This is a genomic window from Shewanella sp. SM23 (genome assembly GCF_025654295.1).
Lineage (GTDB): Bacteria > Pseudomonadota > Gammaproteobacteria > Enterobacterales > Shewanellaceae > Shewanella > Shewanella oncorhynchi.
Genome location: NZ_JAKKRM010000007.1, coordinates 77,307 through 103,172 on the forward strand (window position 1 = coordinate 77,307; position 25,866 = coordinate 103,172).

A 25,866-nucleotide genomic window follows, 5' to 3' on the forward strand; every position below is an offset into this window, starting at 1 on the left:
TTTATAGCTGTTTTAGCTCGCCAGCTAACAAACAACCCACTCCCAAAGTTTCACCCTTTCAACCATAGAGGTTCCTATGACAACCCTAAAACTATTCGATATTGAGCACGCCTGGGGTCTGCCCCGTAAAGTATCTCCCCGCTTTGGTGCGAGACTGATTTTGCGTGGTATGCATTTGGATTATCTCAATGACAGAGCAAGTTTTGTCGGTGAGTTTTCCCCTGAAGTACGCAAACGCTTCAATCACGCTTTCCCAAAATTAGTTAAACAACTTGAGCGATTAGTCGTCACCGGTGAGATAGATGCAAGAGAGCAGCACTGCGTCACCATTGAGTACGATGACTTTACCTGTGAGGCCGATACATTAGGCAGCCATGGTTATTTGTATATTGCTGTCTATCAAACCGCTGACAAACCACTACCCGCATTAACACACAGCCCTTCGATAACCTTGTAACACCAAAGCGCATCCTAAATACCTCATCACGCTCCATCAGACTCGTTTCACGCAATTTTTATCCCACCAGCAAACACAGCAAGAGCCTAGGAGTTTTAGCTCCTAGGCTCTTGCGTGTGCGCGTAAATCAAAGAAGGAATATCCCATGAAGTTAATCATTAACCGTAACCAACTGCCATTAATGCCTAATCGTTTTTACCAAGTCATTGAAAAGGAACTGGCTGACGTCGATCCAAAAGATGCCAATGCGATCACGCTCAATTTTAGAGATCCAGATTACAGCGCCGAAGAGGGTGGCTTTCATCCCGTCGAAGTCCGGCTTGAGAAACAGCAAGAATATTGGCGTTTAGTGTACGTCACTGATTTTGCCTATCGCGGTCATCCCTTCCCCGAGCTCGTCAAAGACATCGATATCTGCTTTAACAGCAAACAGGTCTATAGCTTGTTTAGTGGCTGGATTGGCGAGCGGGAATGCAGAGCATTAATCGATTTATTTACCCAAAACTTTGCCGCTTATTTCGATATGGGCGTTTACAAGGTGAAGGTCAGTTTGGATTAACACTCTTAGCCAAATGAAGTTCCCAGAATCCTAAAACGGGAACACTCAAACCCTTGCCCCATGCGGCTCTCAACAACGCAAGTGCCCAAAAGCACGCTATAGCCAAAAAGAGGAACATGACCATGCCTGAAGTTCAAGCCGTTAAAGATCAAGACACCGTTAAGCTTATCAGCTACCTACTGGAAAGACAGTTTAGCCAGCAACTGGCCGATGTGTGGAATATCGGCCTTAATCTCGCCCTTAGGATCTCTGACTTACTCTCGATTAAGTTCAGTGATATCCACGGCGATAGACTCATCATTAAGGAATCCAAAACCGGCAAAATTGCCAATATCAAACTCAACCAAAAGACGCTGGAACGGATACAACGAATTGCACGCGAGCATCCTAACCATATCTACCTGTTTCAGTCCTATCGTAATCAAAGGGCTAAAAACATCAAACCCGCGCCTTTGTCACGCCGCTATATCTGCCGAGCACTGGCGATGATTGGTGAAGAACTCAAAATCGCCTTAGGCACCCACTCGATGCGCAAGACCCGAGGCTATCTGCTGTATCAACAAACCAAAGATATTGGCCGAGTAATGAAGATGCTCAGACACAGCGCCGAAGAAACTACCCTGCGGTATATCGGTATTGAGCAAGACGATATCGATAAGGACTTTGTCGAGCTGGAAATCTAACCCGCGCTTATCACTACTGGATAGCGCCTCATTTAAAATCCTCACACAGCCAACGGACTATCAACGCGAACACCTGCAACTAACCTCAGTCTGCATGGCGAAATAGCACGTCGCAATGATAGAACCTTGGCTAAGGAAACATTCATGCAAGTATTACAACCTGGCGATCATCTCGTCACCAATATCGATCCTCTTGGTTTAACCGAACACCATGGCCTCTATGTGGGCCATGGCAATGTGATTCACTTATCTAAGCAGGGCATCATCGAAGAAATAGATCTGCCGCGATTTGCTGGTGGCCATAGTGTCAGAGTGAAAAAGTCCACGCTGTTTCCTCATCAAGCCATTGAGCTTGCACGCAGTCAACTGGGTTATACCTCATACGGCGTTGCCACCAACAATTGTGAGCAGTTCGTCAACGAATGCTTAGAAGGGAGCAGCACCTCCAATCAGGTGAGTAATCTCACCCACATTGCGCTGCAAGGCTCTGCCAGAGTAGGCTTACTGGGAAGCACTGCGTCGAAGTTGGCCACGGGGACTGTCGCAAACGTCGTGTTAGCCTCTACCGCCGCTAAGATGACCGGTGAATACCTAGGGCTACCCGATAACGTCAACACGCTGCTAGGGACACCTGGGGATCTTGTTGCTAAACCAGCAGAATGCCTACTAAAAGGCACCACACAAACTCTAGGTGAAAGTTATGCTTGCTTAAGCCAAGGAGAGATAGCCGATGCTGGGATCAAGCTCATCACCGGCAGTGTAGAAACCGGCTTAAACACCGTGCTAACGACAGCAGAAGTGGGCATCAATGGCGTAAAAGCCGGTGCTGAACTGATAGCCGATGCATGGCACTGGCTAAGGTCATAAGTATTGGAGTCATCTCTTTAACAACGAAGCGGCCCTCAAGCCGCTATCGTTGACATACTTAAGGACCTATAAAGATCGAGTCTCACAGGTAAGCACCTTTATTTTTTAGCTCAAACCTTAAGACGCTAATCACTCTGTCACCACGCTTAAATCCGGCTACAACCGAATGAACGTGTTCTATCGCCATAATGCTTAGTCTCTAGCTTGGCAAAATAGCTCAAGCGGAAGAAAGCACTCGCAAAGGTTTGAGGATAATTCGGAGCATTACGATTGAGGTAGTAAACTGGCGTATCCTCAGGGAAATGGACTAAATGCCGAGTGCTGTAATCATCTAATCCCAAGGCACTGGCCCAGGCTTCAACAATCTTAGTACTCAAGTTTTGACCACTTCGATTGTAATTACCGAGATGGTTATAAGCATCGTTATTGAGGAAGATTGCGATATGGTAATGGTCTGTATCGGCACATGCTCGCTCCTTTGCCCAAATAATGCGTTGAGTAGAAGGATGCACTCGCTTGCCCTCACGGCCCTTGATAAGCCTATCATGCTGGATTTTGGCGTTCAGAGATTTAAAGAATTTACTGATCACCGTTGAATCATAAACTACAGGTGAGTCGCGAAAATTGAGCTGTGGTAGATGCAAATCAAACCGCGCCATAAAGGTACGAGGGTGCTCAGTCAGAGCCGCTTGTAAGGTCTGTAGAATGGCGCTTAAGTATTCAGCGCTGAGTGGCCTAGGATAAACATTGAGGCCTTGGTATTGGCCATTGCTGATGACGGTAAGGTTGGTATTGAATGGATGACGTTTTGACATGTTGAGTTCCCATATTGGTTAAGTTACATAACGTATGGGGTTTGTGTAATTTATAACTCAAAAGCCCCCAAAGGGCTTGATATTACTTGCAAAGGTTAGCTCGCCTATGATGGCAGCTAACCCTATATGTTCATGGGTAGTGTTAGATATACTGGTCGAGTGGATACTATTGAGTAGTAGGTATGACTACAGGGTTGTAGTATTAACAAACAGACAATCGCAATAACTGAAATCCCCGTCAATCATTGATCAGCAGATCGAACGAACAAGCGCGATGGGATCTCATGTCACTAGATAGTTAAACCATTTAACTATCTACAGTTACACCAGTTCCACCACGGTTCTGGCGATATACTTTTACTTTATTGACTGATGTCTGGGCTCCCAAACCTACAAATTTGAAGGGGAAAATCGAAAAATATAGCGAACCAAGATAATCCTTCAACTCCTCATGTTTAGACAATTCTCTGATACAATACCTCGCTAGTTCAATGCTAAAATGATACATAATTTCATAAAATACCTCCTTGCACTGGTATGGAATTAATGCCATAAAATCATCATTATAAATTAATTTTTTAAGTTTCAATTTCTCCGTATCGGAAGCATCTACAACCGCATCAAAATCTCTAATAATCATGTTTTTTAGCTCTACATAAGCGGGTGGAGCCTGTTCAGACAGTAAGTCACACCAATGATTTGACAATAAAAAAGATGCGTAATAATTCAGCCGTCCTTGCATTACATTCAAAACGGATAACCTTGACATATCCGCACTTTGAAAATACACACAGCCTTGATAAGCGGGTCGATGGCCCACAAAACCAGCAAACTTATAAAACTCATTAGGTACTTTTTCTTCAGGAATGTTGCCATCTTCGAGATGTTTTAGGAGTTGTTGATTCTTAAGGTGCTTCAGCAACCATTCTTGACACTGATTAGCAAAATTTAGCAATGAGACCACATTAATCTCTTGTAAAAAAGGTAATTGATAGCCTGGTGCTAGCTCTTCTAAAATTGTGTGTTTTGCAGAAAATAGTGAAAAGTCTAAAAAATACGCACTATTGGCGTGAGTGAACAAGTACCTCGATGATGTTCCTGGAATAATTGCTTGTATGTAACCTAAGTTCTTCAGTTTCTGAAGTTGGTTTCGAAATTGATCTCGGCTAATCCCAGCAAGATTAGTAATCGTTTTGACATCCAAATTACGCACAACTCCTGTTGGGTCCGCATGCAATAACAACACACAAAGCAACAATCGATTATTTAACTTCAAATTCGTATGTAAGACGTATTTTTGGTCAAGCGTTAATAGTTCATTGACTAACGGTTGATACTGGCTCGATGTACCCATCAACCTTAATAAGTCCTGTAGTTGCCGAGAAACAATATATTGATATGTTGGCCGACCTCTTTTGGGCAGCGTACTTGACCGCTCCTTTTCGAAAAAACCACGCTCAACAAGGTAAGTTAAAGCCTCTGATACAACCGTTTTAGAAACACTAAATTGTTTTGCAATCTCTGCAACAGTTCGTGAAATGGGGTTAGAGTAACCAAAATGCCGATTCCAGAGCAAAATAAAAAAGACTACATTTGCCCTACTTCCTTTCAGTGCATGCATTATCCGTATCATTAAAATACCTACTAAATAAAATCATTTATATCCTCTAAACACCTACTGGTAAAACAGTACCGGTAACACTAGTAATTTACTAGTAATTTACTAGTAATTTTTAAAAAATTGAAATTTTTGTTTAAAAATGCTAAAAAAAGGATTAGAAAATTTAATGAAAAACCTGCAAGTGAACCGTAGAAATGATTATGGATAATGAAAAATATATAAGTAACTCATATGGTACGAGGCAGTTAACTTTTCTCCTTGAAAATAATAGGGCTCAATTGGATTGGGCTTATAAGTACCTGAAGAAAAAAGATCCTTACATCATTCAACAGACGACGATGAAGGACTTAAAAAAAATTTTTATTGATAGCTGTATTCACAGGGAACTCGATAAGAAAACATTCGAGATGATGGCCTCTAACATGGAGAAAGCTTGGAAGGCTGACGTGAAAAGACATACAAGTGATAAAACTATGCTCAACGTCAGTATTTCGAAAGAGCACAAGTCTAAGTTTGAAGGCATGGCACTAGAGAAGAAATGCAATCACATTCAAATGCTTGAGTCGCTTATTGACGATAACTACAAGAATTTTTTACGTTTAAAGGAGCAAGATTTACGCTTAAAGGAGCAAGAACTCATAGCTAAAGTTACAGAAAAAGCGAAAAAAGCAGAAATAAAGAAAAACCAATCATATACAAATCAGTCACTTATCAGTGATCTTCATCTACAGAAAAACTATAACAACAGTTTAAATAAACAGATGACTGAGCTAAAGAATAAACTTCAAGCCGTAAAAGACAATTCATCAATCTTATTTACTATCATTGAAAAAGCTAAAAAAAACCGCTCAAAGCTCACCGATGACCATCTTATTCAAGCAACTATAGCCCTTACTGAAATCAACGGTGAGCAACTTCCCTTAGAGGGGCCCATAGGGGCTACAGAACAGGAAGAAAACACTGAGCAAAATCAGACTTCAGGTCCCCGCTTTAGAAAACGAGCAAGACCAGCTAAAACGGCTAGCAAACAGTAAAACAAAGAATCATCTCGTTAAGGCATTAGAATATGGTGGGTATATCGGTGGGTATCAATGCGAATTACCAAGAAATAAAGCACACTAGCCATTGTTAAACAATGGTTTTATTGAAAATAAAAATATTCAGATCCAAAACGTAGAGTGATGATAGTTAACGTGTTTTAGATACCAAAAAGCCCTTACATTAAGGGCTTTTTGTATTTTATGGCACTGAGGGAATATCAGTTAAAGCACTCACTCTCAGCCAAACCTATCGAGTGCGAAGTGCTGAGCTAGGCTCAGTGAACAATCGTTTACGGTAATAAGATTTTTTGCAGCTCTTGGTGCGAGCTCACTTGATAGTGCGGGGCGATACCGGCGGGTACATCGTGGCCGTGGACGTTATACCAACAAGTATGAATACCTGCATTGATACCGCCTTGGATATCTGAATGCGGGTTATCGCCGACCATGAGCACAGCATCGCGATCAGGATGGTCCATGAGTTCGAAGGCGTGCTCGAAGATGTCCACATCAGGTTTGGCTATGCCGACTTTTTCTGAAATCACTAAAATATCAAAATGATGCTGTAATCCTGTACGCTCTAATCGCACGGTTTGTAGCTCAGTGAAACCGTTAGTGATGATACCTAATTTGGCTTTGCCTTGGAGCGCGGCTAATAACTCGCGAGCACCGGGTAGCGGCGAACAAATTTCGGCCATTGCTGATAAAAAGGCACTATTGAGCGTCATGGCCGTGACAGATAATTTGGCAGCCCAAGGTTCGAAACGTATGGTTTGCAACTCGGCGGCAGTTATCTTGCCATCTTGATAATCAACCCAAAGTGGTTTGTTAACTAACTGATACTCGTCAAAATCGGCTTGGGTAAAATCGACCCCAAACTCACTAAACATCAACTTAAGCCCTTTTAAAGCATCGAAATAAAATAGGGTTTCATCGGCATCAAACAAAATCCATTGGTAAGGCAAGGACATAGGAACTCTCTTTCTGACAAAATAGCTAAGACCCATCCCATGCCGTTCAGTGGCATCGAGAATGGTACATCGGCGATTGCGGCAACACTGTGGCTAACTGCCTAGCAGTAATCAAGATAAGCGATAAACATGAGCGATGAGCGCGAAAATAACTAGGCTTCACAGTCGACACCCGCAATCAGCAAGTGCATTAGTCTACCTTGCATCAAGGGCGATGATAACCACGATAATAAAAACTGACTGTTGAGGTATCATCAACAATAATGGCAGGGGAACGCGATAATCTAAGGACACCATGGAACACTTTTCAGCACTACCTATCTTTGTCACTGTAGTGGAATGCGGTAGCTTTTCGCTGGCAAGTCAAAAGCTTGGGCTGAGTAAATCGGCGGTGAGTAAACGCATTACCCTATTAGAACAAAGTCTGGGTATTCAACTTTTGCACCGTACCACTCGCAGCTTAAGTCTTACCGAAGCGGGCGCCAGCTATTTTGACTATGTTCGCCCAGCCGTTAGACTCGCAGAGGAAGGGTTAGACGCCATTTCTGAGCTACAACAAGCGCCTCAGGGCAATCTTCGCATCCCAGTTCCTATGGTATTTGGCCGCTTGCATATCGCCCCTTTAATCCCCGAGTTTCTGCGCCGTTACCCGAAAATACAGCTGCAAATGCAGCTGCAAATGCAGATGGATGATAAGACAACCGATTTAATTGCTGGCGGATTCGATCTGGCAATTCGTATCGGCGAGCTACCAGATTCCAGCCTGATTGCCCGTAAAATCGCCCCTTGTTTAAGTGTCATTTGCGCCTCACCCGAGTATCTTGCTCGCCACGCTGCGCCACAAACGCCGCAGCAACTCAGCCAACATAACTGTTTGTTCTACTCATATTTTCGTGATGGTGTTGAATGGACCTTCTTAAGCCCGCAGGGCCCCACTCGCATCCAGCCGAACGGTAACTATCAAGTCAACAATAGTGATGCCATCCACCAAGCCACACTCGATGGTCTAGGCATAGCCAACCTACCCCGTTTCATGGTCGACGCCGACTTACAAGCAGGCCGCCTACAAGCCTTGCTCACAGACCATCCCCTCCCCGAACATGGCATTTATGCGGTTTATCCACAGCGAAAACATTTGCCGACTAAGGTGAGTGTATTGATTGAATTTTTGATGGATAAGTTGGCGAGTAGCAAGTTAGGATAAATTTTCACTTGTCAGTAATGAGGAAGGACAACTCTCTTTCACCCCTATGAAAAATAAACAATAGACCAGAGACCAGAGACCATCAGACTGACTCTCTCGAGCGGCTGATAGCGAATCATTTGAACAATCCGATTTATGTTTTTAATCAATACTACACTTGCATTTTTAGCCCCTATTTATACGCTATAACGTATATAAACAAATTATACGCTGCAACGTCTTAAACATTGACTATACGCTGTAGCGTGTTAAGTTATGTTTATACTTTAAAGCGTATTGGTAAATAATGGGAATTCAAGATGAAGATCACCACAACCAAACAGCTTAGCGCTTATATACAAGATGTTCGCCAATCACAGGGACTCTCCCAGGCTAAAATTGGTGAGAAAATTGGCTTACGCCAAGGCACTATTTCCAACTTCGAACAGAATCCCGACAGCACTAAACTTGATACATTTTTCAAACTCTTATCAGCCCTCGAACTCGAAATAGAACTCAAACCTCGCAACGCGAGTGACAGTGATACAGGCCCATCTAACAATAAACAATGGGCTCAGGAGTGGTAATGGCAGCACTTGACGTTTATATGAATGGCTTTCTAGTCGGTACTTTCTCTAAAGAAGAGACAGGCGCCCATCGATTTCAATACAATAGCGACTGGCTGGCTATTCCAGGAAATCGCCCCATATCGTTGTCTATGCCTCTACGCCAACGCCATTATCAGGGCAATGAAGTTTATAACTTCTTTGATAACTTACTGCCTGACTCACCGGAAATTCGCCAGCGTATCCTCGCACGCTATCAAGCTAGTTCAACCCAACCCTTCGATTTACTGACGAAAGTCGGCCAAGACAGTGTCGGAGCCTTGCAACTGGTACCACAAGGTATTGAACCCGAAGACATTAAAAAATCGAATGTGAACCACTGGATGACGCAGCCCTAGTAAGGGTCTTAGCAGGTTACCAATCCAAGATCCCATTAGGCATGCTCGAAGAATATGACGATTTTCGGATCTCAGTTGCTGGAGCACAGGAAAAAACCGCCCTGCTGAAATATGATGGTCTGTGGTGTTTACCCCATGGTTCAACGCCAACCAGTCACATAATCAAACTTCCTATCGGCCAGATAGTCACCCATTCCCACACCTTAGATCTATCGGACAGTGTCGAAAACGAGTACCTGTGCATGTCTATTGCTCGAGAATATGGTTTACCAGTTCCCGATTGCGAAATCCTTAAGGTTGGGAATATCAAAGCGCTCGCTGTTGAACGCTTCGATCGCCGCTACGCAGCGGACAATAGTTGGCTGATGCGCCTACCACAGGAAGATTTTTGCCAAACCCTCAATATCCCCTCAGCAAGGAAATACGAGAACCAAGACGGACCAGGCATTAGCGAGATAATGTACGTATTGATGGGATCGCTTGCCCCAGAAAGAGATCGGCGCATCTTCATGAAAGCACAAGTGTTATTTTGGTTACTGGCGGCGACAGACGGCCACGCTAAAAACTTTTCGCTATTTATCAGGCCCGAAGGAAAATACGAGCTTACCCCACTCTACGACATCATCTCCGTTTATCCAGTGCTGGGTGGTACAGGACTTAACATCCGCGATGCGAAACTGGCCATGGGACTGACAGCCACTAAAGGGAAAAAATACCAGATAGAACAAATCTTTCCCCGCCATTTTCTCGCTACGGCAAATCGAGTCGGCTTTAGTCAACAAGCCATGAACGAGCTTCTTGAGGAGTTTGTTGAAAAAACGCCTATGGTTATCCAACGGATACAAGCGCAACTGCCAGATGATTTCCCGCCACATATCCAGCACAGCATCCTGAACATAGGGTAAGGCGACTGCTATAACAGCGCTCAAATAGTGACGCTATCCACCAAGTCACTCTCGATGGTTTAGGCATAGCCAACCTGCCCCGCTTCATGGTCGACACCGACTTACAAGCTGGCCGCCTACAAGCCTTGCTCACAGATCATCCACTCCCCGAACATGACATTTACGCGGTTTATCCACAGCGAAAATATTTGCCGACTAAGGTGAGTGTATTGATTGAATTTTTGATGGAGCAGTTGGCAGAAAGACTGGGGAAGTAGTACTTAGCCCACTGCCAGTTTAGCCGCGTCATGCCACATTACATCAGGGATTGGCTGTTCTAATCGCCATGTGACATTCATGGGTTGTGAACCGTTATGGCTGACATAATGCACTTTGCCAAAATTCACGAATCCCATAGTGCGGCCATTTTCATCTTTTGATTGCTCTCGAACAAACAACAGCACGGTTTTCCCCAGCTTTTGTTGCTCAATATAACTTAAACCCCTACCTCGTTCTGGCCGTGCGCTATTTTGCGATTGCCAGTGGAATAGATGTTCGCTAATGGCATAGTCATGATACATGGTTGTCGGTGAAAACTGCTTCTCTGATTTGTTTAACGTCACAAATAAACATTCAAGGTTTTGCTCATGAATCGCAAGCACACCCTCCCTAGAAGGCGATTTAGCTGTAAATGTGCTTGCTCCTATCGCCGCTAAAATTTGCTCACGGGTATAACGAGAGTGCACTTTCAATGCGCTGGGCAGCGCCAATTCCAAATCCATTTCTTGATGGTGTATCCGGTTGATCAGTATCGCCAATACAGCCAATAACTCTTCCTGTAATGGCTTGTTGCGTAGCATCAACAAGCTAGCTGTTAAACTTTTAACGTTTAAAGCCGTACCTGATTTATCCCAAAAGTTGTAGTGGCACATCAAAGCAAACTGATTTTGAATAGGATCTAGCCCGTCAAATACAAAATTATTTTGGCATAACTGTTTGATAAAGATTAAATAGGATAGTGAAGTACAATTGAGTAAGTGGAAGTTAATCGCGCGATAATAGGCTTTGGCTAAATCGGACTGCGCAGTAGGTTCAGCAATTTGATTACCCTGAACAGCCTCGACTAATAAAGTCCATCCACATTGGCCATTAATCTTTATTCGATAAACATCTTCCAAGGTCACTTGCGGGTTAAGGCGTAAAAAATTGCTTAGCGTGAGCGGCAAGTTAGTCTGATGTTTAAAGCTTGCTATTAGACTGGTTAATCGATTGGCATTGAGCGTTGCGCGGCTAATATTACGCAAAATCATTGACTGCGCTTTTTCCTCAAGCTCAATTCGACACCCTAGCGGTAGATGCGGAAAGTCATTGAGAATTTCATCTTTTATCGACTGATTAGTTTTACCGACTAATGCTCTAAATTTTTGCGAGAAATCATATTCATCACGTGAATTTCCGACAAAATCTAATATTGTGCAGCACTGCTTATCATTGGTGAGACGCAAGCCACGGCCAAGTTGCTGCAGGAATATGGTCAAGCTTTCCGTTGGCCGTAAAAACAACAAGGTGTCCACTTCTGGAATGTCGACACCTTCGTTAAAAATATCCACCACACACAAAATGGATAATTTGCCACTGACCAAGCTCTGCCGCTTTTGTTGCCGTTCAGCGCTATTATCACTGGTCAGCACATCGGCGCTGATCCCCGCCAAATTGAACTTCTTCGCCATATACTCGGCGTGTTCCTTGGTTACACAAAAGGCTAACGCCTTAATATTGCCAATATCAGTTACGGTTTCTGCTAGGCTGCGAATAATGCGCGTCACGCGTTGTTCATTGTGAGTGTATAAATTGCTCAGCTCAGCGACGTCATAACGACCACGGCTCCAATTTAACTTGCTAAGGTCGGTGTTATCGTCGATCGCAAAATATTGAAATGGACATAAATGCCTTTGATTAATAGCTTCGGGTAAACGTATTTCAGCGGCAATGACACCGCAGAAGTCAGCCAGAATATCGACACCATCATGCCGTTCAGGGGTTGCCGTGAGCCCAAGTAAAATCGTCGGCTCAAAATGAGCTAATAGCCCACGGTAACTATTCGCAGCAACGTGATGGACTTCATCAATAACAATATAATCATAAAAATCAGCAGCTAATGGCAGGGTATCAAGTTGCAGATTCAAGCTTTGGATAGATGCGAATAAATGTTTGTAACTATTAGGTTTATGCTCTGCCACCCATAGCTCGCCAAATTGATTATTCTTTAACACACCGCGATAAGCACTGAGAGCTTGCTGTAAAATTTCTTGCCTATGAGCAACAAATAGAAAATTGGCTTCTGGATGCAGCTTATAAAACCGCGCGAAATCGAATGCGGAAATAATAGTCTTACCCGTGCCTGTTGCCGCGACGATGAGATTTTTAAAACGGCCATGAACGCTTCGCTCTACTGCAAGCTGTTCGAGGATTTCTCGCTGATGCGCAAACGGCTTAATGTCAAAATGAAATGAGCTCGATTCAGTGCCACTGCCTTTCGCTTCTTTCAACGCATTGTTTAACTTTTCTTTACTACTCGCATCACCGCTAAAAAGCTCAAATTCGTTCGATTGCCAGTAAGTTTCAAATGTACTGAGTGATTTCTCAATGATGTGGGGAATTTCTTGGGTTGTGATCTTAAGGTTCCACTCAAGCCCGCTGGTCAATGCTGAATGCGATAAATTTGAAGAACCGATATAACCGGTATGAAAACCCGTATTTCGTAGAAATAAATAGGACTTTGCATGCAGCCTTTCACGCTTAGTGTTGTAACTTAATTTAACTTGGGTATTGGGTAAACTGGCTAGAAACTCGACGGCTTTAGCATCAGTCGCGCCCATATACGATGTAGTGATGATGCGTAACTCTTTACCACTGCGTGTAAACTCCTCAAGTTCATGCTTGAAGATGCGAATCCCCGCCCACTTGATAAATGACACCAGCCAATAGATTTTATCCGATGAGCGGATCTCACGCTTAAGCTCACTCTCAAGCGATAATCCCGCATTACTCCCACAAAAAAGCTCACTCTGAGTGAGCCCCGTTAATGGAAATATGGCGGCCGTATATTTAGGTAAATCAGTTGCAATAGGATTTTGCTTGTTAAAGAGAGCAGTAAGTATCCTACCTTGGCTATCGATGAGATTTTCATCAATAAAATCATCATCGTTAATGTGCTCTTTGAGCCACATAACTAACCGATTAGCCAAACTGATTTGATTGATAACTTGGTTTTCATCTGCGGGAACAGAATTAATAACATATTCAATTACTTTAGTAAGAAAACGTGAGAGCCAAACACTTGCCTCAGCAACTTCTAGCTTCCTTTCTCCAATAAAAAATATGTCCTTATCTAAGCGCTGCTCAACGAGTTGAGTAATAAGCTTTTCGTAAATCCCGACCTGTTCCATAGCCAGATATGCCCCAAGACTAACAATCAAAGTTGTAGCGAATATATCACATAACAACTTGATTCAAATTGCGATTTGTAGAATGGTTTTGTCTTTTTCGATAGGGAGTTAATACTGCTTGGGCTTTAAACTAATCGATTACTTACGACATAGGCCGTCATTTCACGCGGGAAAGATGTTCAGTAAGTGGTCATTGAGCACCCACCACAAAGGTAAACTTGCCTCTATTTCCCACTCTGCAATAAGTACCTCGTACTGCGGCCGCCGGCGTTGGCTTTCACTAAAAAGTGCTGTTCGACCATTTGCGCAAGATGACGGGTGGCGCGACTCACCTTCGCGACTTTTTGATACTGGCTACTATTAATCCCTAGTTCAAAATCGCCGTCTAACATCCGATTGAGTACTTTGGCTTTGAGGTGATATTCGCTATTTGCCTCACATAATGAGGCGATTAACAAACCTATTCGCCTCACATTATGAGTCGAATAGCGCTAATAATCGCCTCATCAATACCAATATGGCTATCCAATGCAGGGAAATGAGCAATCTGGGATCTCAGTTTTTACATCTTATGATCATCCACTTTTATCGTACAGCTTCCATACAATTCAGTGACGCCTTTACTGTGACACATTGCCGCTGTGCGTGACTTTTATGTATAGCCACGGACAAAGCCTTCGCGCTGAGATATACTGCCGCCGCTGATTTGACACGCCAATGTGACACGCCGAGGTGATAACTTACGGCTTTACCGCACCACTGACACACATTCTGAGCCTAACCTATGCCTGATAACGCCAACAATTCACCAACCTCTACTCACGTACAATGTACTGCTAATGCACAGCGTATCGGCAATGTTCAACCTACTGGTAATTCACCGATTGTTACGCCAGATGCAATGCATCCAGTCCAGTCGAATGCGCTCAGTGACGAACAGGTAAAGGTAAAAAAGCAGAAGGTCTTTATCATAGGTTTGCCACGCACAGGCACCACGAGTGTAAGTGTGGCGTTGTTGGAGCAAGGGCTAAAAGTGGCACACATGGCCTTTACTAAGCAGGCGTTTATGCTGGCCGACGCCGTGTCTGACACGCCTTGTTTCAGCGATTATCAGCAGTTGGATTTATTATTTCCCGAGGCTGTGTTTGTCTATCTCGACCGCGATATCAATACTTGGTTGCCTTCGATGCAGATGTTACTTGGTAAAATGGCACCCCATTTAGATGAAAAAACGGGCCGCTTCCATCCAATATTAAAGCGCAGTTTTAGGCATACTTTCGCCATAGATAAAGTGGCGGAACCTGCCAGCAGTGAGCACTTAATTGCTTGTTATCAAAAGCATCAGCAAGAAGTGTTCGCTTACTTTAGTGGGCGGGAAGACTTTATTTCAATTGATGTTAGCCATGCGGGGAGCTTGAGTCAGTTACTGCAATTTTTGGGAATGGAAGCAAACGCGGAGAATAGCGATGTCGTATTAGGTTTAAGCGAGCCACTGAGTTTCCCTAAACTTAACGTGGGCCGCAACGTGGCAAGTTGGGGCGAATATAAACACCCCAACAAGGTCAACACCAATAGCGCAGGCCCACAAAGCCGTAAGTTTTTCGACTACACGCTTTAACATTGGATCAGTACACAGATACCAATACACAGATATCCAAGCGCTGAATTAGAAATTAGCTTTAAGCACAGTCTCTTGGTCGAGCAAGCTTTGGTACAAGGTAAACTGGTTCGCGGCGCGGTCTAAATTATGGCCTTCGCGGTGGATATGGAAATACACATCACCATTAAGATAATCCGTTAAAAAACGAACACCTATCATCAAACAAATCACCCGAGCACCGAGCCACAGACTGCGCTTTTCGTCTTCCGTTAAAACGTCACCCAACTCACTCAAGTAGCCACGGCAAATCGCGGCGAAGATGTCTTGGCGCACTTGGACTTTATCTAAGGCCGTAGAGTCTTCCTCCTCTGGCGAGCAGAAAGTGCGGACCATGTCGCCAAAGTCATACATCAGATGACCTTTCATACAGGTATCTAAATCGATAATCGCCATGCTGGACATGTCGCGTTTATCGAAAAGCATATTATTGATTTTAGTGTCGTTATGGCAAATTCGCAGCGGCAGCTTTGGCGATATTTCTGCAAGTTCATCAAGCAACGCCTGCTGAGATAACGCGTAATCAACCCAATGACGGCAGAGCGCTAAGCGATGTTGACTATCGAGTTCACCGGCCTGCTTTAGTAAGGCCATGCGTCCCGGTAAATGGTGAAACTGAGGGATCACATCTTCAAGCTCTGTCGCATCAAAATCACTCAAGGCAGAGGCAAAATGACCAAAGGCCTTGGCCGCCATTTCCGCTTCTTGTTCCGACTTAACCACTTCAATGCTAAGACTATGGGGCAAGTAACTAATAGCACGCCAAAATCCTTGCTCGCCTAAATCGATAGCCAGCTCACCCTCTTGGGTTAAACATGGGCTAACGACTTTAAGGCCGTATTGTTGCTGCAACGACTTAGCGCATAAATGATGGCTAATTTTATCGGCATTGCAGACCAAAGCGTTGGGCGTTTTAAATACCTCAGTATTAATTCGCTGCAATACTAATTCGCCCGCAGGCCAGCGCACCAAAAGGGTGTCATTGATGTGGCCATTACCGAGGGCAGAAATTTTTGCCTCGGCAGATTCAATACCAAAATGAGGCAACACTGACTGCCTGATGAGTTTAATCACTCAATAACTCCGTTAATTTTTGTTTTACCCAGACAGTGTCCTGCGGATAAGTCACGCCAAGCCATGGCTCACAGGCAACATCGACATACACAGGCAAACCTTGCACAATTCCCGCTTGTACTATGGCGGGTAAATAGCATTCAGACTTAGGTTGTTGCCCCTGTTGCCCGATAAATTCGGTTAATTCACGTTTAATAACATCAAATATGTTTGGGGAGAAGCCCCAGCATGTCATAGAGACCAAGGACTGCGCCGGCAAATTAGCATGACCCTGCGGGCCATCACCCATTAAGTGGCCTGCTTGCTCGGCGATATTAAGCCATTCGTCGACCGATTTAAGCTGACCATTTTCAACCTGACACAGACCACGGTTAACACCACCGTGCTCCGACAACGTGAGTTCTATGGGATAGGCCACCATCATCCACTCGGTTGGCCTAGTGCTTAAGCCTTTAGCTAAGGAAGCAAAAGCGCTATCACCATAAAAATCATCGGCATTGATAACGGCCATTGGCCCTTTAACAAGATGGCGCGCACTCCAGAGTGCATGGGCCGTGCCCCAAGGTTTAAGCCTGTGACTAAGATCCGCCAACTGCGCCGCGTCGGGTAAATCCGTTAAGACTTGATAGCAAAAATGATATTCAAAATCGGCTGGCAAAAATCGTGTCAGGATCTCAGTTAATTCACTTTCTAACTCTGGACGGATCACCAGCACAGCACGCTGAAAACCACTGCGAATGGCCGACATGATTGATAGCACCAACATGGGTTCACCCGCGGGGCCGAGTGCCGCCAATTGCTTATCGCCGCCGAAACGACTACCTAGCCCCGCAGCCATAATGACTAAGGTCAATTCTGTATTCATGCTGGATTGATATATTCAGTTCAAATTTAAAGGTGTTTCCCCAAACCGCAGCGACCTAAACAACCTAAAGTACGGTTTGAGAAAAAGAGGAGCAAAAGTGTAATCTACCCCTCTAATTGTGACTAGCATTTAAGCAGAATTTTTATCGACTTAGCTGCAGACTTTTTTAACGAGCAATATAATCGCCAAAGGTGCGATTTTGTTCCAATATCGCTTGGCTGCCCTTAAGACTGAACTTATAACCACACAGGCTAATATTACCTCGACGGGCGAGATCAATAATGATGGCCTGAGTATCGAGTGGTGAGAATCGCGCCTCTGAAGCGGAATCCGCTTTCAGATCCACAGTCACAGGGCGATAGTCAGTGCCATTGTTAAAGGATAAGACGCTGCAAGTTTTATCTCCCTTTGCCGTCGCTAAGGACCACAGGTTTTGTGCTTTACCTTTCTCACCGAGCCAACGCATGATCAAGATATCATCCTCCAGCGCCACAGAAAAACCGTCCGGTAACGCGAGCGTCACCCGCTCACCCGCATAGGGCGCAATCGCGTTAACTGTGACAACCTCTGCACCATCACCTGTCTCAGAGTCGCCATTTGGCCAAAGTCCCCACACCAAGGCAATCAAGAGCACCACACCACAGCCAATTCCTGCTGGGCGCCAATAACGGCGTTCCACTTTTGGCAGTTTAATCTTAGGCAACACCAAGAAACGCTTTAGTGGCGCCAAAAACTCAAATAAACCGCGAAATAGCTCAGTCATCGAACCAGAATCTTTTGCTTCGGCGCGGCGCTGACGCACTTCTTCGGCATGATCTCTATCGTTAAAACTGTCAGGCTCGTCATCTTCTTCGGCGGTAAAACGCCAACCGGGTTCAGCACTACGCTCGGTAGGATCTAATTGCGCCGCAGTAAAGTCGACATGTTTCAAATCAACATTGTCCACATCGACATCGACCAACTCAATGTGGGTCTGTTCAACGCGGCTAGTATTAGCAGGACGGAAATCTGCATGACTGTCTGGCACCACAAAATCGGCAGGATTCTGCGTCATCCGAGTAAGGGCATCGAAGCGCAGTTCATCTTGACGCAACGCCTCTCGCTCTGCCTCCGCCGCGCTAACACTCGGCTCAACCCTCGGCGATGTTAAAACAGATTCAACATGGGTCGATAAATCGACCTCTGGCTCAGACACAGTCTCAGCGCTAATGGTTTGGGCATGAAGCTGCTCAACATGCGGCTCATGCCTTTCAGCTTGAGGCTGTGCTTGAATATGAGAGGTAGATTTTGCCGATTGTCTTACGGCAACGTCTTGAGCAACAATAGGTTTAGGGTCAATGATGTTAGGATCTATGGCAGTTTTAGATGCCATGGCTTTAGGGTCTATAGTTTTAGGATCTACGATTTTAGGATCTATGGTTTTAGGTGCGATGGTTTTAGGAACGATAGTAGGTTCCACACGGCGCCTAGGCATTGCCTGTGATGTTGGTGCATCCAGCTCAGGACCGAAATAACCGTAGCGATAATCCACTATCGTTGGTGCAGGAAAGCGCCAGCCCCAAAATGTCAGTCCCGCGGCTAACACTAAACTCAATCCAATTAAGGCAATATGCACACCAGCCGCTAACAAGCCGATGAAAACTATTAACGGCAATAGGAATACGCCAATCAAGCCTTTTGACTTATCGGCATCGGCCAAACGACGCAAACTGGTGAGCCCTAATAAAGGTAGACCCAACAATGCCAGCAAATACATCAGAAAATTAGCCCCAAAAGCAGCGGCTGCAAATGCAATACAGACGTAAACGCCAACACTGATTGCGACAAAACGGGGACGAGAATCACGCCCGTGAAGGCAGAAAAGAGATTTTAACAGCACGACCCTTCCTTTATTGTTGTAAAAACGAGATACAAAAAGACACTCATTGCCTTATTCGCACGAGCGTAACCAATTTACCCGCAATTGTCAGTGCCTACGACCCAAGTCGGATAAAAATGCACATAATATCGAAGTAAATCTAAAATAGGCTTAAATTGCCAGCCAACAAGCCCTAGTATTTCTATGGTCAAAATCGGTATAATGCTCGGCTTTCTGGGCCCTTCTTGCGTTAACCCATTGGATATTTAGCTCATGACCGCACGCGGAAATTTATTTATTGTGTCGGCGCCAAGTGGCGCAGGTAAATCCTCGTTGATTTCAGCCTTGCTTAAAGACAAGCCAGCCGACATGCAGGTTTCGGTATCTCATACCACCCGCGCACCACGCCCAGGTGAAGTTGATGGTCAACACTATCACTTCGTTAATGTTGAGCAATTCAAAGCCTTAATTGCTGAAAATGCCTTTTTTGAATGGGCAGAAGTGTTTGGCAATTACTATGGTACCTCGCGCCATGTGATCGAGCATACGCTCACCCAAGGTATCGATGTTTTCCTCGATATCGACTGGCAAGGTGCCGAACAAGTTAAAGCCGTGATGCCAGAAGCCGTTGGTGTGTTTATTCTACCACCCTCTAAAGCCGAGCTAGAGCGCCGCCTCACTGGTCGCGGACAAGACAGTAGCGATGTTATCGCCAGCCGTATGGCACAAGCCGTATCGGAAATGTCCCACTATAAAGAATATGATTTTATTATCGTCAACGACGATTTTGACACTGCCTTAGCCGATTTGCGTGCCATCATTCGCAGTCAGCGCTTAACAGGTGCTAGTCAGATCCACGCGCAAAATGATATGCTTCACGATCTGTTGGCAGGATAGCTGTCATAGTGTACAATTTTGCGTCATTTTTTCCCTAGATAAACTGGAGTTTCAACACATGGCTCGCGTAACTGTAGAAGACGCCGTAGAACAAATCGGCAACCGTTTTGATATGATCTTGGTTGCGGCGCGTCGTGCTCGCCAAATCGCCGTGCAGGGTAAAGACCCTATGGTTGAAGAGATGAACGACAAACCCACGGTTATCGCCCTGCGTGAAATCGAACTAGGTTTAGTTAACGCTCACACCTTAGATGCCGATGAGCGTCAAACGGTACGTGAACGTGAAGCCGCTGAAATTGCAGCGGTTGCAGCCATTGCTGAAGGTCGTTCATTATAGTTTTTGAGTAAAAACCTATTTAGGTAAAAGGAGAGCTGCCACTTGTATCTGTTTGAAGGTCTAAAGGAGTCTGCTTCCGGTTACTTAGAACCTGAACAGGTAGAATTGCTCAAGCAGGCGTACCAGATTGCGCGCGATGCCCACGAAGGGCAAATGCGCACGAGTGGCGAACCTTATATTACTCATCCGGTTGCGGTTGCCCGCATCCTTGCTGACATGCGTCTTGATCATGAGACGCTGATGGCAGCACTGCTCCATGACACCATCGAAGATACCCATGTCACCAAAGACGATTTAGCCGAACTATTCGGTGTCGCGGTGGCTGAACTCGTCGAAGGCGTATCAAAACTCGATAAGCTTAAATTTCGCGACAAGAAAGAAGCTCAGGCTGAAAACTTTCGTAAAATGATGATGGCGATGACGCAGGATATCCGCGTTATCCTCATCAAGCTTGCCGATAGAACCCACAACATGCGTACCTTAGGTGCACTGCGTCCCGACAAACGTCGCCGTATCGCCCGCGAAACCTTAGAAATCTACGCGCCCATCGCTAACCGTCTTGGTATCCATAACATCAAGACAGAGTTAGAAGACTTAGGTTTCCAAGCTTATTATCCCATGCGATATCGAGTGCTTAAAGAAGTCGTTAAAGCCGCCCGTGGCAATCGCAAAGAATTGATCCAAGGCATCGAAGCCGCTGTGTATACGCGCTTAAACGATGCGGGTATTCCAGGAAAAGTCAAAGGTCGCGAGAAAAACCTCTACTCCATCTATAACAAGATGCAGAGTAAAGAGCTGCAATTCCAAGAAGTGATGGATATCTACGCCTTTAGGGTGATAGTCGATTCCATCGACACTTGTTATCGCGTACTCGGCGCCATGCATGGACTGTACAAGCCTCGTCCCGGTCGTTTCAAAGATTATATCGCTATCCCTAAAGCCAACGGTTATCAGTCACTCCATACCTCTTTATTTGGTCCACATGGCGTGCCCGTTGAGATCCAAATTCGTACCGAAGATATGGACCAGATGGCCGACAAAGGGGTAGCAGCACACTGGGCCTACAAAGGCGGTGCGCAAACAGGCCAAGGCACGACGACTCAAGTGCGTGCCCGTAAGTGGATGCAAAGCTTGTTGGAATTGCAACAAAGCGCCAGTACCTCATTCGAATTCGTTGAAAACGTCAAGACTGAACTCTTCCCAGAAGAGATTTATGTGTTCACCCCTGAAGGTCGCATTCTGGAATTACCCGTCAATGCCACCGCGGTAGACTTTGCCTACGAAGTGCATACGGATGTAGGTAATACCTGCGTCGGCGCCCGTGTTAACCGCCAAGCGTATCCGCTCAGTCAGCCGTTAATTTCAGGCCAAACCGTTGAAATCATTACGGCTAAAGGCGCCCGTCCTAATGCCGCTTGGCTGAACTTTGTGGTAACCGGTAAGGCCCGTGCTAAAATCCGCCAAGTGCTGAAAAGCCTTAAAGGTGATGACGCGATTGCGCTCGGTCGCCGCCTGCTCAACCATGCGCTAGGCAAAACTAAACTCGACAACATTGCGCCTGAGCAGATTGAAAAAGTGATCCGCGATACTAAACATACCACGCTCGATTCGCTGCTCGCCGACATCGGCCTTGGCAATGCCATGAGTATTGTTATCGCCCAACGTTTGATTGGCGATAATCTTGAGAATCAAGAGAGTCGCGACGGCCACATGATGCCAATTCGTGGCGCCGAAGGCATGCTCGTTACCTTCGCTAACTGTTGCCGCCCCATCCCAGGTGATGCTGTGATAGCCCACGTGAGCCAAGGTAAAGGCTTAGTGGTACACATGGAAAACTGTGCCAATATTCGCGGTTATCAAGGTGAGCCAGACAAGTATATTCCCGTACAATGGGATAATGTTGAAGGCGTTGATTACCAAGCCAATCTGCGGGTGGAAATCGTTAACCACCAAGGTGCACTGGCAAAGATCACCTCGATCATTGCCGCCGAAGGTTCAAACATTCACAACCTCAGCACTGAAGAACGTGATGGTCGCGTGTATTTGATCAACCTGCGGATTTCGGTGAAAGACAGGATCCATTTAGCCAACGTGATGCGCCGAATTAGGGTACTGCCCGAAGTACTGCGCACGTCCCGTAATCGTTAATTAACTCAACACTAGAGAGAGCGTCATGGCAGAAAAAATCATCATAGCGACCGAAAACGCCCCTGCGGCCATAGGCACGTATTCACAAGCGGTTAAAGTCGGCAGCACAGTGTATTTATCTGGCCAGATCCCGCTAGTGCCAAGCACAATGCAAATTGTCAGCGATGATTTTGAAGCACAAGTCGTGCAAGTATTTGAAAACCTAACGGCGGTTTGTACTGCTGCGGGTGGTTCAATCAACGATATCGTTAAGCTCAACATCTTCCTGATTGATTTAAGCCACTTCGCTAAAGTAAATGAAATCATGAGCCGTTACTTCAGCCAGCCATACCCAGCCCGTGCTGCTATCGGCGTGAAGCAATTGCCGAAGGATTCTCAAGTTGAAATGGACGGCGTGATGGAGCTGTAAGCGCTAGCATTTCACCTTCTATAAACGAAAAGGCGCTACGGCGCTTTTTTTGTTGCCAACACAATCCTACACCCCGCTCGCCACTCTCTTCATCTTGCTTTCACACTCAACTTGTAGGCTTTGCGCTCCATTCTCATATTTTACAATCTTGTAAACTATTTGCGCGAGCTCACAAAACTCGCCATACTGGGTACAGCCAAAAGAACAATAAATAACAGGGAATTGCCAATGGATACAGCGATTAAGACGCCAATTGAAATGCTGGCGCACTGGGCTAATACTCAGGGGGACCAAGTCTATTTACGCCAACCGATCAAGGGTCAATTCCTTGATTTTACTTGGGCTGAAGTTCAAGAAAAAGTTCAACAACTTGCCGGAGCCTTACATCACTTAGGCTTAGAGCGTGGTGATAAAATTGCCGTTCTCTCTAAAAACTGTGCCGAATGGTTTATCACCGACCTCGCGTTGATGCACGGCGGCTATGTCAGCGTACCTATTTACCCTACCGCCAACACAGATACTATTCGCTATGTGCTGCAACACAGTGGCGCAAAAGCCATTTTTCTCGGCAAGCTTGACCATTGGGCAGACCAAGAGGCTGGTGTCGGCGGCGAGCTACTTCGCCTTGCTATGCCCTATGATACGATGCCAGCACAATATCAATGGGAACAATTACTTAAGCTAGGCTACCCCTTAGTTAATGCCCCGCTGCCTACTCCAGATCAAGTGATGACACTCATCTATACCTCTGGCTCAACTGGCCAACCTAAGGGCGCGATTCAAACCTTCGCGAGCTATGGCTGGACTTGCCAAGCGGTAGTCCGTGACCTGCGCACCGATGGCGACGATAGACTTTTATCCTATTTACCCTTAGCCCATATCACAGAGCGCGTTGCGATTGAAGGCTCATCCTTCTACTCAGGTAGTGTGGTGGCTTTCGTTGAAAGTCTCGACTCCTTCGTTGTCGATGTTCAACGGGCAAAACCAACGGTATTCTTCTCGGTACCACGATTATGGAGCCTGTTTCAAAAAAACATTATCGACAAAATTGGGGTCAGTAAACTTAATCTATTGCTGAAAATCCCACTGCTTAGCAGCTTTGTGAAATACAAAATCCATAAGGGTTTAGGCTTGAACCATTGTCGTCTACTCGGCTCTGGCTCGGCACCTATTCCGCCATCACTGATCCACTGGTATCACAGTATTGGTCTTAATATCTGCGAAGCTTGGGGTATGACAGAAAACTGTGCCTATTCGATCATCAACTATCCTTTTGATGCGCGTAAAATTGGTACTGTTGGCCGCCCAGTTGAGGATTGCCAGATCCGCCAAGGCGAGGATGGTGAGCTACTGCTCAAGAGTCCGGGATTAATGACTGCTTATTATCTGCAGCCTGAAGCTACTGCAGCGGCATTCGATGCTGATGGTTTCTTCCACACAGGCGATTTGTGCTCAATTGATGCCGATGGTTGTGTCACTATTACTGGCCGAGTGAAAGACAACTTTAAAACCGCCAAGGGCAAATATGTAGCGCCCGTGCCTATCGAACGTAAATTGGCGCAGGATCCCCATGTTGAACTGATCTGCGTGATTGGCTCTGGTCTGCCACATCCCGTCGCACTAGTGCAGTTATCCGAAGGGGCAAATCTACAAGCCCGTGAAGAAGTCCGCACCTCACTCAAAGCGACACTCGATAGCGTTAATCCGCACTTAGAGTCACACGAACATGTCGATGCGATTGTCGTGGTCAGTGATCCTTGGACGATTGAGAATGATGCGCTCACGCCTACCCTCAAAATCAAACGCCATGTGCTTGAAAAAGCCTTTAGCGAACGAGTTGACGGCATTCGTGGCGCCCAAGTCCGCTGGGAAGATGAATTAACTCAAAAATAACTAGGCCAAACAATCAGTTGGCGAGCATGGTCATCAGCTAAAACTAAGCACGCCTAGGGTGTGCTTTTTTATGACATATTCTGTCAAAATCCGATAAAACCACGTATCATGTGCGCCAGTCGGCCAAGGGGCAATTCCCTTGTACTTTTCCATTCAATATTAGGTTTAACAGAGTCTAACGATGCTAATTACACTATCGATTATTGGCGGTTTTATTATTTTAACCTTAGGCGCAGAAGCCCTAGTGCGTGGCGCGAGTTCAATCGCTCTACGTTTAGGTATTACGCCACTTATCATAGGCTTAACTATTGTAGCCTTTGGTACTAGCGCACCAGAACTGGCTGTGAGTGTAAAATCTGCTCTAGCAGGAAACAGCGGTATCGCCTTAGGTAACGTTATTGGCTCTAACATTGCTAACATAGGTTTGATTTTAGCCATCACGGCACTTATCCGCCCTATTCAAGTGCAATCTCAAGTCGTAAAGCGTGATATCCCTTTGATGATATTGGCTTCCATGTTGTTCTGGGCACTCTTGTTAGATGGCGAGCTCAGCCTAATTGACGGTGTGATATTGCTGTCACTACTGTTCGGTTATTTAGCCTTTAGTTACATCAGCTCGAAAAATGGTAATGAAGAGGAAGAGATTGAAGCAGGTCCAAATAATCCGCTACTTTCAGCCCTATTTATCTTAGTCGGTATTGGTATGTTAGTCGGTGGCGGTATTTTGTTTGTCAACGGCGCAGTAGATTTAGCCAAGACCTTCGGTATCAGTGAAGTCATTATCGGCTTAACGATCGTGGCGATTGGTACCAGTATGCCAGAGTTAGTAACTTCTGTTCTAGCGGCACTGAAAGGTCAGAGTGACATAGCCATAGGTAACGTTGTCGGTTCTAACATATTCAATATTTTGGGTATTTTAGGTATTACTGCAATAGTACAGCCAGTATCATCACTTGGCTTCCAACCCTTTGATTTCATAGTGATGTTGGCATTTGCCATCATGATTTTACCTTTCGCTTGGACAGGATTTCGTATTGGCCGCCGCGAAGGTTCAGTATTACTACTGTGCTACTTAGGTTACTTGGGCTACCTAATAAACCAAGCGAGCACTCAAGCTGTGGTATAACACTTAGCTGATCATTTGCGATAAAAAAACACCGGGGCCTCTCCGGTGTTTTGCTCTCTAGGTATTGTCCACTTTATTAATCACGCACTTTCTTTAAAGCACACCTCAT

23 protein-coding genes and 2 pseudogenes are annotated in these 25,866 nt (G+C 45.3%); 17 read left to right on the plus strand and 8 right to left on the minus strand.

Annotated elements, in window-relative coordinates; translation table 11 throughout:
• The first annotated feature begins 76 nt into the window (after positions 1 to 76).
• The 4 genes from L5L98_RS10835 (at position 77) to L5L98_RS10850 (ending at position 2,566) form a co-directional block, all read left to right on the plus strand.
• Positions 77 to 457: a type IV toxin-antitoxin system YeeU family antitoxin gene (locus tag L5L98_RS10835; protein WP_263140682.1), complete on the plus strand. Its 381-nt coding sequence runs from the start codon at positions 77 to 79 to the stop codon at positions 455 to 457.
• Between the two features lie 145 nt (positions 458 to 602).
• Positions 603 to 1,016 (plus strand): DUF2787 domain-containing protein, encoded by a 414-nt coding sequence (locus L5L98_RS10840; protein WP_263140684.1) that lies wholly within the window; start codon positions 603 to 605, stop codon positions 1,014 to 1,016.
• A gap of 122 nt (positions 1,017 to 1,138) precedes the next feature.
• Positions 1,139 to 1,699 (plus strand): tyrosine-type recombinase/integrase, encoded by a 561-nt coding sequence (locus L5L98_RS10845; RefSeq protein WP_220732458.1) that lies wholly within the window; start codon positions 1,139 to 1,141, stop codon positions 1,697 to 1,699.
• Between the two features lie 144 nt (positions 1,700 to 1,843).
• Complete coding sequence (locus L5L98_RS10850; protein WP_263140687.1) at positions 1,844 to 2,566, plus strand: lecithin retinol acyltransferase family protein; 723 nt, start codon at positions 1,844 to 1,846, stop codon at positions 2,564 to 2,566.
• A 146-nt stretch (positions 2,567 to 2,712) separates the two neighbouring features.
• Here the strand turns inward: L5L98_RS10850 and L5L98_RS10855 are convergent, their stop codons facing one another.
• Together L5L98_RS10855 and L5L98_RS10860 are read right to left on the minus strand one after the other, a co-directional pair.
• Positions 2,713 to 3,381 carry an inovirus Gp2 family protein gene (locus tag L5L98_RS10855; protein ID WP_263140689.1) on the minus strand — a complete coding sequence of 223 codons (669 nt, stop codon included), beginning with the start codon at positions 3,379 to 3,381 and terminating at the stop codon, positions 2,713 to 2,715.
• A 307-nt stretch (positions 3,382 to 3,688) separates the two neighbouring features.
• Complete coding sequence (locus L5L98_RS10860) at positions 3,689 to 5,002, minus strand: helix-turn-helix domain-containing protein (protein WP_263140691.1); 1,314 nt, start codon at positions 5,000 to 5,002, stop codon at positions 3,689 to 3,691.
• A gap of 200 nt (positions 5,003 to 5,202) precedes the next feature.
• Between L5L98_RS10860 and L5L98_RS10865 the strand changes: the two genes are divergently transcribed.
• Positions 5,203 to 6,036 (plus strand): hypothetical protein, encoded by an 834-nt coding sequence (locus tag L5L98_RS10865; protein ID WP_263140694.1) that lies wholly within the window; start codon positions 5,203 to 5,205, stop codon positions 6,034 to 6,036.
• 296 nt (positions 6,037 to 6,332) lie between these two features.
• Here L5L98_RS10865 and yjjG read toward each other — a convergent pair whose 3' ends face one another.
• Positions 6,333 to 7,013 carry a pyrimidine 5'-nucleotidase gene (gene yjjG / locus L5L98_RS10870; RefSeq protein ID WP_263140696.1) on the minus strand — a complete coding sequence of 227 codons (681 nt, stop codon included), beginning with the start codon at positions 7,011 to 7,013 and terminating at the stop codon, positions 6,333 to 6,335.
• 295 nt (positions 7,014 to 7,308) lie between these two features.
• Here yjjG and L5L98_RS10875 point away from each other — a divergent pair, with 295 nt between their 5' ends.
• The 5 genes and pseudogenes from L5L98_RS10875 to L5L98_RS10895 all read left to right on the plus strand — a co-directional run.
• Positions 7,309 to 8,217, plus strand: a complete 909-nt coding sequence (locus L5L98_RS10875) for a LysR family transcriptional regulator (RefSeq protein ID WP_263140698.1) — start codon at positions 7,309 to 7,311, stop codon at positions 8,215 to 8,217.
• Between the two features lie 299 nt (positions 8,218 to 8,516).
• On the plus strand, positions 8,517 to 8,783 hold the full coding sequence (locus L5L98_RS10880) for a helix-turn-helix domain-containing protein (RefSeq protein ID WP_168826547.1): 267 nt from the start codon (positions 8,517 to 8,519) through the stop codon (positions 8,781 to 8,783).
• Positions 8,783 to 9,160 carry a HipA N-terminal domain-containing protein gene (locus tag L5L98_RS10885; protein WP_263140699.1) on the plus strand — a complete coding sequence of 126 codons (378 nt, stop codon included), beginning with the start codon at positions 8,783 to 8,785 and terminating at the stop codon, positions 9,158 to 9,160. The genes L5L98_RS10880 and L5L98_RS10885 overlap by 1 nt, the downstream gene beginning before the upstream one ends.
• 41 nt (positions 9,161 to 9,201) lie before the next feature.
• A complete protein-coding gene (locus L5L98_RS10890) occupies positions 9,202 to 10,065 on the plus strand; it encodes a HipA domain-containing protein (RefSeq protein WP_263140700.1) in 864 nt (287 codons plus the stop codon).
• A 14-nt stretch (positions 10,066 to 10,079) separates the two neighbouring features.
• Positions 10,080 to 10,322: pseudogene (locus L5L98_RS10895) on the plus strand (LysR substrate-binding domain-containing protein); the annotation flags it as partial.
• Positions 10,323 to 10,325: 3 nt separating this feature from the next.
• On the opposite strand, the gene L5L98_RS10900 reads toward L5L98_RS10895, so the two are convergent.
• Together L5L98_RS10900 and L5L98_RS10905 are read right to left on the minus strand one after the other, a co-directional pair.
• A complete protein-coding gene (locus L5L98_RS10900; protein WP_263140702.1) occupies positions 10,326 to 13,493 on the minus strand; it encodes a DUF3427 domain-containing protein in 3,168 nt (1,055 codons plus the stop codon).
• Between the two features lie 224 nt (positions 13,494 to 13,717).
• A pseudogene (locus L5L98_RS10905) lies at positions 13,718 to 13,906 on the minus strand (DUF4172 domain-containing protein); the annotation flags it as partial.
• A 371-nt stretch (positions 13,907 to 14,277) separates the two neighbouring features.
• On the opposite strand from L5L98_RS10905, the gene L5L98_RS10910 reads away from it, so the two are divergent.
• Positions 14,278 to 15,111 (plus strand): sulfotransferase, encoded by an 834-nt coding sequence (locus tag L5L98_RS10910; protein ID WP_263140704.1) that lies wholly within the window; start codon positions 14,278 to 14,280, stop codon positions 15,109 to 15,111.
• Positions 15,112 to 15,159: 48 nt separating this feature from the next.
• On the opposite strand, the gene L5L98_RS10915 is transcribed toward L5L98_RS10910, so the two are convergent.
• The 3 genes from L5L98_RS10915 to L5L98_RS10925 form a co-directional block, all read right to left on the minus strand.
• Positions 15,160 to 16,224, minus strand: a complete 1,065-nt coding sequence (locus tag L5L98_RS10915; RefSeq protein WP_263140707.1) for a phosphotransferase enzyme family protein — start codon at positions 16,222 to 16,224, stop codon at positions 15,160 to 15,162.
• Entirely contained in the window at positions 16,217 to 17,089 is an 873-nt protein-coding gene (locus tag L5L98_RS10920) for an NDP-sugar synthase (RefSeq protein ID WP_263140709.1), read from the minus strand. The genes L5L98_RS10915 and L5L98_RS10920 overlap by 8 nt, the downstream gene beginning before the upstream one ends.
• A gap of 166 nt (positions 17,090 to 17,255) precedes the next feature.
• Entirely contained in the window at positions 17,256 to 18,968 is a 1,713-nt protein-coding gene (locus L5L98_RS10925; RefSeq protein WP_263140712.1) for a hypothetical protein, read from the minus strand.
• Positions 18,969 to 19,220: 252 nt separating this feature from the next.
• Here L5L98_RS10925 and gmk point away from each other — a divergent pair, with 252 nt between their 5' ends.
• The 6 genes from gmk to L5L98_RS10955 all read left to right on the plus strand — a co-directional run bounded on the left by gmk (position 19,221) and on the right by L5L98_RS10955 (position 25,757).
• Positions 19,221 to 19,844: a guanylate kinase gene (gene gmk / locus L5L98_RS10930; protein WP_105251162.1), complete on the plus strand. Its 624-nt coding sequence runs from the start codon at positions 19,221 to 19,223 to the stop codon at positions 19,842 to 19,844.
• 58 nt (positions 19,845 to 19,902) lie between these two features.
• Positions 19,903 to 20,181: a DNA-directed RNA polymerase subunit omega gene (gene rpoZ, locus L5L98_RS10935; protein WP_007651394.1), complete on the plus strand. Its 279-nt coding sequence runs from the start codon at positions 19,903 to 19,905 to the stop codon at positions 20,179 to 20,181.
• A gap of 42 nt (positions 20,182 to 20,223) precedes the next feature.
• Positions 20,224 to 22,329, plus strand: coding sequence for a bifunctional GTP diphosphokinase/guanosine-3',5'-bis pyrophosphate 3'-pyrophosphohydrolase (spoT, locus tag L5L98_RS10940; RefSeq protein WP_219234694.1), 2,106 nt, complete (start codon positions 20,224 to 20,226; stop codon positions 22,327 to 22,329).
• Between the two features lie 25 nt (positions 22,330 to 22,354).
• The gene (locus L5L98_RS10945; protein WP_006079838.1) at positions 22,355 to 22,738 is read left to right on the plus strand and encodes a RidA family protein; all 384 of its coding nucleotides are present in this window, start codon (positions 22,355 to 22,357) and stop codon (positions 22,736 to 22,738) included.
• A gap of 228 nt (positions 22,739 to 22,966) precedes the next feature.
• Positions 22,967 to 24,631 carry an AMP-binding protein gene (locus L5L98_RS10950; RefSeq protein WP_212600293.1) on the plus strand — a complete coding sequence of 555 codons (1,665 nt, stop codon included), beginning with the start codon at positions 22,967 to 22,969 and terminating at the stop codon, positions 24,629 to 24,631.
• Between the two features lie 181 nt (positions 24,632 to 24,812).
• Positions 24,813 to 25,757: a calcium/sodium antiporter gene (locus tag L5L98_RS10955; protein ID WP_105251158.1), complete on the plus strand. Its 945-nt coding sequence runs from the start codon at positions 24,813 to 24,815 to the stop codon at positions 25,755 to 25,757.
• Positions 25,758 to 25,866: the final 109 nt, after the last annotated feature.